This is a genomic window from Bradyrhizobium sp. MI1.10 (genome assembly GCF_055811035.1).
Genome location: NZ_JBVVPN010000011.1, coordinates 192,213 through 199,242 on the forward strand (window position 1 = coordinate 192,213; position 7,030 = coordinate 199,242).

Genomic DNA, 7,030 nt, shown 5'->3' on the forward strand with positions numbered 1-7,030 from the left:
GCGCTATGCGCCTTTGCCCACCCTACGAAGCTGCCCGCTTCTTCCTTGCATTCAGTGCGGACGCCACGCGGCTCACGGGCGGTTTGCCGAGCACGCGACTCATCTCGTTCGTGACAGCCAGCAGCTTCTCCATATCAACGCCGGTCCTGATTCCCATGCCCTCGAGCATGTAGACGACGTCCTCGGTCGCAACGTTGCCCGTCGCGCCCGGCGCGTAGGGGCAGCCGCCGAGGCCGCCGGCGGCGGCATCGATGACGTGGACGCCTTCCTCCATCCCCGCATACAGATTGGCGAGCGCCTGGCCGTAGGTGTCGTGGAAATGCATCGAGAGATTGGCGGGCGGGATGTTGGCGCTGACCGCGCGCAGCATCTCCTTGGCTTTATCAGGCGTGCCGACGCCGATGGTGTCGCCGAGCGAGATTTCGTAGCAGCCGAGCTCCCACAGCGTGGTGGCGAGATCGGCGACGGCTTTCGGCTTGATCTCGCCGTCGAAGGGACAGCCCAGCACGCAGGAGATATAGCCGCGTACCTTGACACCATCAGCCTTGGCGCGCGCCAGCACCGGCTTGAACCGTTCGATGGACTCCGCGACCGTGCAATTGATGTTGGCCCGCGAAAAGCCTTCGGAAACCGCGGCGAACACCGAGACGATCTTGGCGCCGGCCGCGCGCGCGGCGTCATAGCCCTTCTCGTTCGGCACCAGCACGTGGAATTCGGCACCGGTCAAATGGCTGACGCCGCGCAGCACGGCATCCGAGCTCGCCATCTGCGGGATCGCCTTGGGCGAGACGAAGGCGCCGACCTCGACCGTATTGAGGCCAGCCGCGACCAGCGCCTCGATGAAGGCGATCCGCGCCTCGACGCTGACCGCCGTCTTCTCGTTCTGCAGGCCGTCGCGGGGCCCCATTTCGATGATGCGGACGGGGTCGCTCATCTCATTCTCCGGAAGGCTCGACCACGGCGAGCTCGATGCCCTCCTGGACGATGTCGCCGACCTTGCATTTGATCGACTTCAGCACGCCGGCATAGGGCGCGCGCAGCGTCTGCTCCATCTTCATCACTTCCAGCGTCAGGATCGGCGCGCCCTTCTCGAGCTTGGCCCCCTCCTCCGCCAGCACGGCGACGACGGTGCCCGGCAAGGGCGCTGCGATCTTATCCGCGCCGGCCTGCTCCTCGGTCTCGCCGCCGAACGGATCGACCCAATGCAGGTCGAAGCGCCCGTTGCGCGTGCGCAAATACAGCTCATGACCGTCGATCACGGCCGCGACCGACGATTTGACGCCGTCGAGAGTCAGATCGAAGCCGCCGTCGCGAGGCGCAATCGCAAACGCCAGCTCGCGTTCGCCGATCACCAGTGTGGACGGGCCGCTGCCGTAGTTCAGCACAACCTTCTGCTCGGGTCCGTGGCCAACGCGGAACGTAAAGTTGCGCTGGCGGCGGCCGACCGGCATCCAGCCAAAGGTTTGCCAGGGCGAATTCGCGTCCGCCTGCGCAGCCTGCCGCTCGTTGTTGATCACAGCGGCCACGGCGGCGCAGAGCTCGAGCTCGCCGGGCGCCGGCGGTGCCTGCGTCAGGACCGCAAGCTCGCGTTCGATGAAGCCGGTGTCGATCGCGTTCGCTCTCACCTTCGGATGCGTCATCAGCGCCGACAGGAACGGGATGTTGCTGACGATCCCGCGGACGTCGGACTCTTCCAGCCCGCGGTTCAGCCGCTCGATCGCGACCTCCCGCGTCGGCGCCCAGGCGATCATCTTCGCTAGCATCGCATCGTAGTACGGCGAGACGGCGTCGCCCTCGCGATAGCCAGCGTCGATGCGCAGGCCGCCGGTTTCCGCGGGCAACCGCCAGGTCGAGATCTTGCCGACCGAAGGCATGAAGTTCTTGGTCGGGTTCTCCGCGTAGACCCGAGCCTCAACCGCATGTCCGTTGAGCTTGATCTGATCTTGTTTGAGCGGCAGCGCCTCGCCGAAGGCGACCCGCAACTGCCACTCGACCAGATCGATCCCGGTGATCAGCTCGGTCACGGGATGCTCGACCTGAAGGCGCGTGTTCATCTCGATGAAGAACACGTCCTTGCCGTCGGAGACGAACTCGATGGTGCCGGCGCCGACATAGTTGACGGCTCCGGCCGCCTTTCGCGCAGCGGCGCAGACCGTCTCGCGCTGGGCCGCATTGAGCGTCGGCGACGGCGCCTCCTCGATCACCTTCTGGTGCCGCCGCTGCAACGTGCATTCGCGCTCGAACAGCGAGAGCAGATTGCCATGGCTATCGCCGACGATCTGCACCTCGATATGGCGGGGGTTATCGACGTATTTTTCGATCAGCATGCGGTCGTCGCCGAACGCGGCTTTTGCTTCCCGCTTCGCGCTGACGATTGCAGGCGCAAGTTCATCCACGGAGCGAACGATGCGCATGCCACGGCCGCCGCCGCCGGCGGACGCCTTTACCAGAATGGGGAAACCGACTTTCTCGGCCGCCTTCGCCAGCGTCGCATCGTCCTGGGCCTCGCCGTGATAGCCGGGCACCAGCGGTACGCCGGCCTTCTCCATCAGCGCCTTGGAGCCGGACTTCGAGCCCATCGCGGTCATCATCGCGGCGGTCGGGCCGACGAAGACCAGGCCGGCGTCGAAGCACGCCTGCGCAAACTCGGCGTTCTCAGATAGGAAGCCGTAGCCGGGATGGACCGCCTCCGCGCCGGTCTTTCGCGCGGCCCCGATCAGCCGCTCGACATTGAGATAGCTGTCGCGAGCGCGTGCGGGTCCGAGCAGTACGGCCTCGTCGGCGAGCGCGACATGCATCGCCTCGCGGTCGGCCTCGGAATAGACCGCGACGGTGCGCAGGCCCATGGCGCGCGCGGTGCGGATCACCCGGCAGGCGATCTCGCCGCGGTTGGCGATCAGGAGCGTGCGAAAACGACGGTAGAGCTTTGAGCGGTCCATCGCATCACATCCTGAACAGGCCAAATTTCGTCGGCTCGATCGGCGCATTCGACGCGGCCGAGAGGCCAAGGCCGAGCACCAGCCTTGTATCGGCCGGGTCGATCACGCCGTCGTCCCAGAGCCGCGCGGTCGCGTAATACGGGTGCCCCTGGCTCTCATATTGCGCGCGGATCGGCTCGCGGAATTTATCTTCGTCTTCTTTCGACCAGCTGTCGCCCTTGGCCTCGATATTGTCGCGGCGGACCTGGCTCAGCACCATCGAGGCCTGCTCGCCGCCCATCACCGAGATGCGGGCGTTCGGCCACATCCAGAGGAAGCGCGGTGAGTAGGCGCGACCGCACATGCCGTAATTGCCGGCGCCATAGGAGCCGCCGATCACGACGGTGAATTTCGGCACCGACGCCGTCGCGACCGCCGTCACCAGCTTGGCGCCGTCACGCGCGATGCCGCCGGCCTCGTACTTCTTGCCGACCATGAAGCCGGTAATGTTCTGCAAAAACACCAGCGGAATGCCGCGCTGGCAGCACAGCTCGATGAAATGCGCCCCCTTCAGCGAACTTTCACTGAAGAGAATGCCGTTGTTGGCGATGATGCCAACCGGAAAACCCCAGATGTGAGCGAAGCCGCACACCAGCGTCGTGCCGTAGAGCTTCTTGAACTCGTCGAATTCGGAGCCATCAACCACGCGCGCAATGATGTCGCGCACGTCGAACGGCTTGCGCCCGTCGACGGGCACCACGCCGTAGATCTCCTCCGCCGCAAACAAGGGATCACTCGCCGGATGCATGTTGAGGTTCGGTCGCACCGATGGTTTCAGCGTGCCGACAATGCGGCGGGCGATGCCGATCGCGTGCGCGTCGTTCTGGGCGTAATGATCGGTCACGCCCGATTGCCGCGAATGCACGTCGGCGCCGCCGAGCTCTTCCGCGGTCACCACTTCGCCCGTCGCCGCTTTCACCAGCGGCGGCCCGCCGAGGAAGATGGTGCCTTGATTGCGCACGATGATGCTCTCGTCCGACATCGCGGGGACATAGGCGCCGCCGGCCGTGCAGGAGCCCATCACGATGGCAATCTGCGGGATGCCTTGCGACGACATCTGGGCCTGGTTGTAGAAGATACGGCCGAAATGACGCTCGTCCGGAAAGATCTCGTCCTGCAGCGGCAGGAAGGCGCCGCCGGAATCCACCATGTAGACGCAGGGAAGATTGTTCTGCCGCGCCACGTCCTGCGCGCGCAGATGCTTCTTCACGGTCATGGGATAATAGGTGCCGCCCTTGATGGTGGCATCGTTGGCAACGATCACGCATTCGCGACCCGCGATGCGCCCGACCCCGGAGACAACGCTGGCCGAATGCACGTCGCCGCCATAGAGGCCATAGGCCGCGAGCGGCGACAGCTCCATGAACGCGGTGCCGGGATCGACCAAGAGGTCGACGCGCTCCCGCGCCAGCATCTTGCCGCGCGAGGTATGGCGGTTGCGCGAGACCTCACCGCCGCCGCCGGCGACCTGGCTCAGCTTTTCGCGCAGATCCGCGACGAGGCTGCGCATGGCCTCGGAATTGCGTGCAAAGTCCGACGAAGACGTATCGATGCTGGAATGGAGCGGCATGTTGATTCCAATTGCGTGAAGGTTTTAAGCCGTCTCAGCCATCAATTCGCGGCCGATCAGCATGCGGCGGACCTCGGAAGTCCCCGCGCCGATCTCGTAGAGCTTGGCGTCGCGCCAGAGCCGTCCGACCGGAAATTCGGAGGTGTAGCCGACCCCGCCAAGCGCCTGGATCGCCTCGCCCGCCATCCACGTCGCCTTCTCCGCGGAATAGAGGATCGCAGCCGCCGCATCCTTGCGCAAGCTGCGTGCGTGATCGGCGCGGTCGCAGGCACGCCCCACCGCATAGACATAGGCGCGCGTGGCCTGCCAGGTCGCGTACATGTCGGCGAGCTTGCCCTGCATGAGCTGGAAGTCGCCGATCGGCTGGCCGAACTGCTTGCGCTCGTGCATGTAGGGCACCACCGCGTCCATGCAGGCCGCCATGATCCCGAGCGGGCCGCCGGAGAGGACCGTGCGCTCATAGTCGAGGCCGGACATCAGCACCCCGACGCCCTCGCCGACCTTGCCAAGCACGTTCTCCTCCGGCACCTCGCATTCGTCGAAGAACAGTGGATAGGTGTTGGAGCCGCGCATGCCGAGCTTGTCGAGATGCTGGCCGTGGCTGAAGCCCTTGGCCCCCTTCTCGACCAGGAAGGCGGTCATGCCGCGCGGGCCCGCTTCCGGATCGGTCTTGGCATAGACCACCAGCACGTCGGCATCGCCGCCATTGGTGATCCACATCTTCGAGCCGTTGAGCACGTAGCGGTCGCCGCGCTTGTCGGCGCGCAGTTTCATGGACACAACGTCGGAGCCGGCGCCGGGCTCGGACATCGCGAGCGCGCCGACATACTCGCCGGAGATCAACTTCGGCAGATAACGCTCGCGCTGCGCATCACTGCCGTTGCGGCGGATCTGGTTGACGCAGAGATTGGAATGGGCACCGTAGGAGAGACCGACCGCGGCCGAGCCGCGCGAAATCTCCTCCATCGCGACGATATGGGCGAGATAGCCCATGTTGGAGCCGCCATATTGCTCCGGCGCGGTCATGCCAAGCAGGCCGAGGTCGCCGAGGCGCTTCCAGAGGTCCGCCGGGAACAGATTGGCTTTCTCGATATCGGCGGCACGCGGGGCGATCTCCGCCTCCACGAAGGCGCGCAGCGTGTCGCGCAGCATGCCGATATCTTCGCCCAGATCGAAATCGATGCTCGGAATATTCAAGGCGATTCCTCCGTCTTTTGGGGACCGAACCTAGCGGCATCGGGGCCCTTCTGCGGTCGAAAAGGTTGCATTTTCCGCCAAACTTGGCGAGGATTTTCCCAGAGGATTTCCGATGCCTTTTCAAGTCGCAACCGCGATCCCGCGCCGCGCCGTGACCCCAGCCGCCTTCGTCCGCGGGGTCGTTGCCGCTTACGAACGTTACGGCCGCGATCCGACCGAGGCGCTGAGCCGGGGTCAGGTAACGCCAGACCTTGTCAATTCTCCGGGTGGACGGGTCACGGCCGGCCAGTTCGAGGCGCTGGCGGGCCATGCCATGCGCGAGCTCGATGACGAGGCGCTCGGCTGGTTCTCGCGCCGGCTGCCCTTCGGCACCTACGGCATGCTGTGCCGCGCCTCGATCACCGCCCCGACGCTGGAGGTCGCGCTCAAGCGCTGGTGCCGGCACCATCGTCTGCTCACCGAGGACGTGCTGCTCGATCTCGCGGTCGGCAAGGAGACCGCAGTCGTGTCCATCCGTGAACTGCGCGACCTTGGATCTCTACGCGAATTCTGCCTGGTCACCCTGCTTCGCTATGTTCTTGGCTTTTCCTGCTGGGCCGTGGATTCCAGGATCGCGCTCCGCGCCGCGGAATTCCCGTACGCCGAGCCCGGCCATGTCTCGGTCTATCCCACCATCTTTTGCCGAAACATCCGCTTCGATGCGGACCGTGCTTCCATCACCTTCGACAAGCATTATCTGTCGCTGCCGCTCACCCGTAGCGCGGCGGACCTCGACAACATGCTCAAGGGCGCGCTGCGGCTGACAGTGCTCCCCTATCGGCGCGACCGGCTGCTGGTCGAGCGCGTTCGCCGCGTGCTCCGCAATGCGCGCGGACGCAGTCTCGGAGCCGAGGATGTCGCAAGCGAGCTGGCACTCTCTACCCGCACCATGCATCGGCGCCTGAGCGAGGAGGCGACCTCATTGCGCGATCTCAAGGAAGAGGCAAAATTCGAGCTCGCCAAGCAGGAGCTGATGCGCGGTCGCAGCCCGATCAAGCGGATCGCGGAGATCGCCGGCTTCCGCAACGAAAAGAGCTTTTCCCGCGCCTTCCGCAGCTGGACCGGTACCTCGCCGCGCGAGTTCCGCGGCCGGTATCGCTGACGCGCGGGCTGTCGTGCCGTTTGGGGGGGCGCGGGGGCGCCCCGCGGGGGGGCCCAGTTGGGGCACCGGGGGGGGGGGGGGGGGGGGGGGGGGCCCCCCCGGGGCGCGGGGGGGGGGGGGGGGGGGGGGGGGGGGGGGGGGGCG

The 7,030-nt window shown here is 65.9% G+C and carries 5 protein-coding genes; 1 reads left to right on the forward strand and 4 read right to left on the reverse strand.

From position 1 onward, the window contains the following. Positions 1–22 precede the first annotated feature (22 nt). From AC0L3K_RS14330 to AC0L3K_RS14345, 4 genes are read right to left on the reverse strand one after another with little or no spacing between them, the layout of a single operon-like run. The gene (locus AC0L3K_RS14330; RefSeq protein WP_219680205.1) at positions 23–934 is read right to left on the reverse strand and encodes a hydroxymethylglutaryl-CoA lyase; all 912 of its coding nucleotides are present in this window, start codon (positions 932–934) and stop codon (positions 23–25) included. A gap of 1 nt (position 935) precedes the next feature. Next, a complete protein-coding gene (locus AC0L3K_RS14335; protein WP_219680208.1) occupies positions 936–2,939 on the reverse strand; it encodes an acetyl/propionyl/methylcrotonyl-CoA carboxylase subunit alpha in 2,004 nt (667 codons plus the stop codon). Positions 2,940–2,943: 4 nt separating this feature from the next. Beyond that, positions 2,944–4,548: a carboxyl transferase domain-containing protein gene (locus AC0L3K_RS14340; protein ID WP_473366237.1), complete on the reverse strand. Its 1,605-nt coding sequence runs from the start codon at positions 4,546–4,548 to the stop codon at positions 2,944–2,946. A gap of 24 nt (positions 4,549–4,572) precedes the next feature. After that, complete coding sequence (locus tag AC0L3K_RS14345; RefSeq protein WP_283843410.1) at positions 4,573–5,700, reverse strand: isovaleryl-CoA dehydrogenase; 1,128 nt, start codon at positions 5,698–5,700, stop codon at positions 4,573–4,575. A gap of 157 nt (positions 5,701–5,857) precedes the next feature. Between AC0L3K_RS14345 and AC0L3K_RS14350 the strand changes: the two genes are divergently transcribed. After that, a complete protein-coding gene (locus AC0L3K_RS14350) occupies positions 5,858–6,886 on the forward strand; it encodes an AraC family transcriptional regulator (RefSeq protein WP_219680217.1) in 1,029 nt (342 codons plus the stop codon). The last annotated feature ends 144 nt before the right edge of the window (positions 6,887–7,030 follow it).

Bases quoted from the DNA above. Each gene is read 5' to 3' on its own strand.
- AC0L3K_RS14345 (WP_283843410.1), bottom strand. From the start codon at position 5,700: ATGCTGCGCGACACGCTGCGCGCCTTCGTGGAGGCGGAGATCGCCCCG.
- AC0L3K_RS14335 (WP_219680208.1), bottom strand. From the start codon at position 2,939: ATGGACCGCTCAAAGCTCTACCGTCGTTTTCGCACGCTCCTGATCGCC.
- AC0L3K_RS14340 (WP_473366237.1), bottom strand. From the start codon at position 4,548: ATGCCGCTCCATTCCAGCATCGATACGTCTTCGTCGGACTTTGCACGC.
- AC0L3K_RS14330 (WP_219680205.1), bottom strand. From the start codon at position 934: ATGAGCGACCCCGTCCGCATCATCGAAATGGGGCCCCGCGACGGCCTG.
- AC0L3K_RS14350 (WP_219680217.1), top strand. From the start codon at position 5,858: ATGCCTTTTCAAGTCGCAACCGCGATCCCGCGCCGCGCCGTGACCCCA.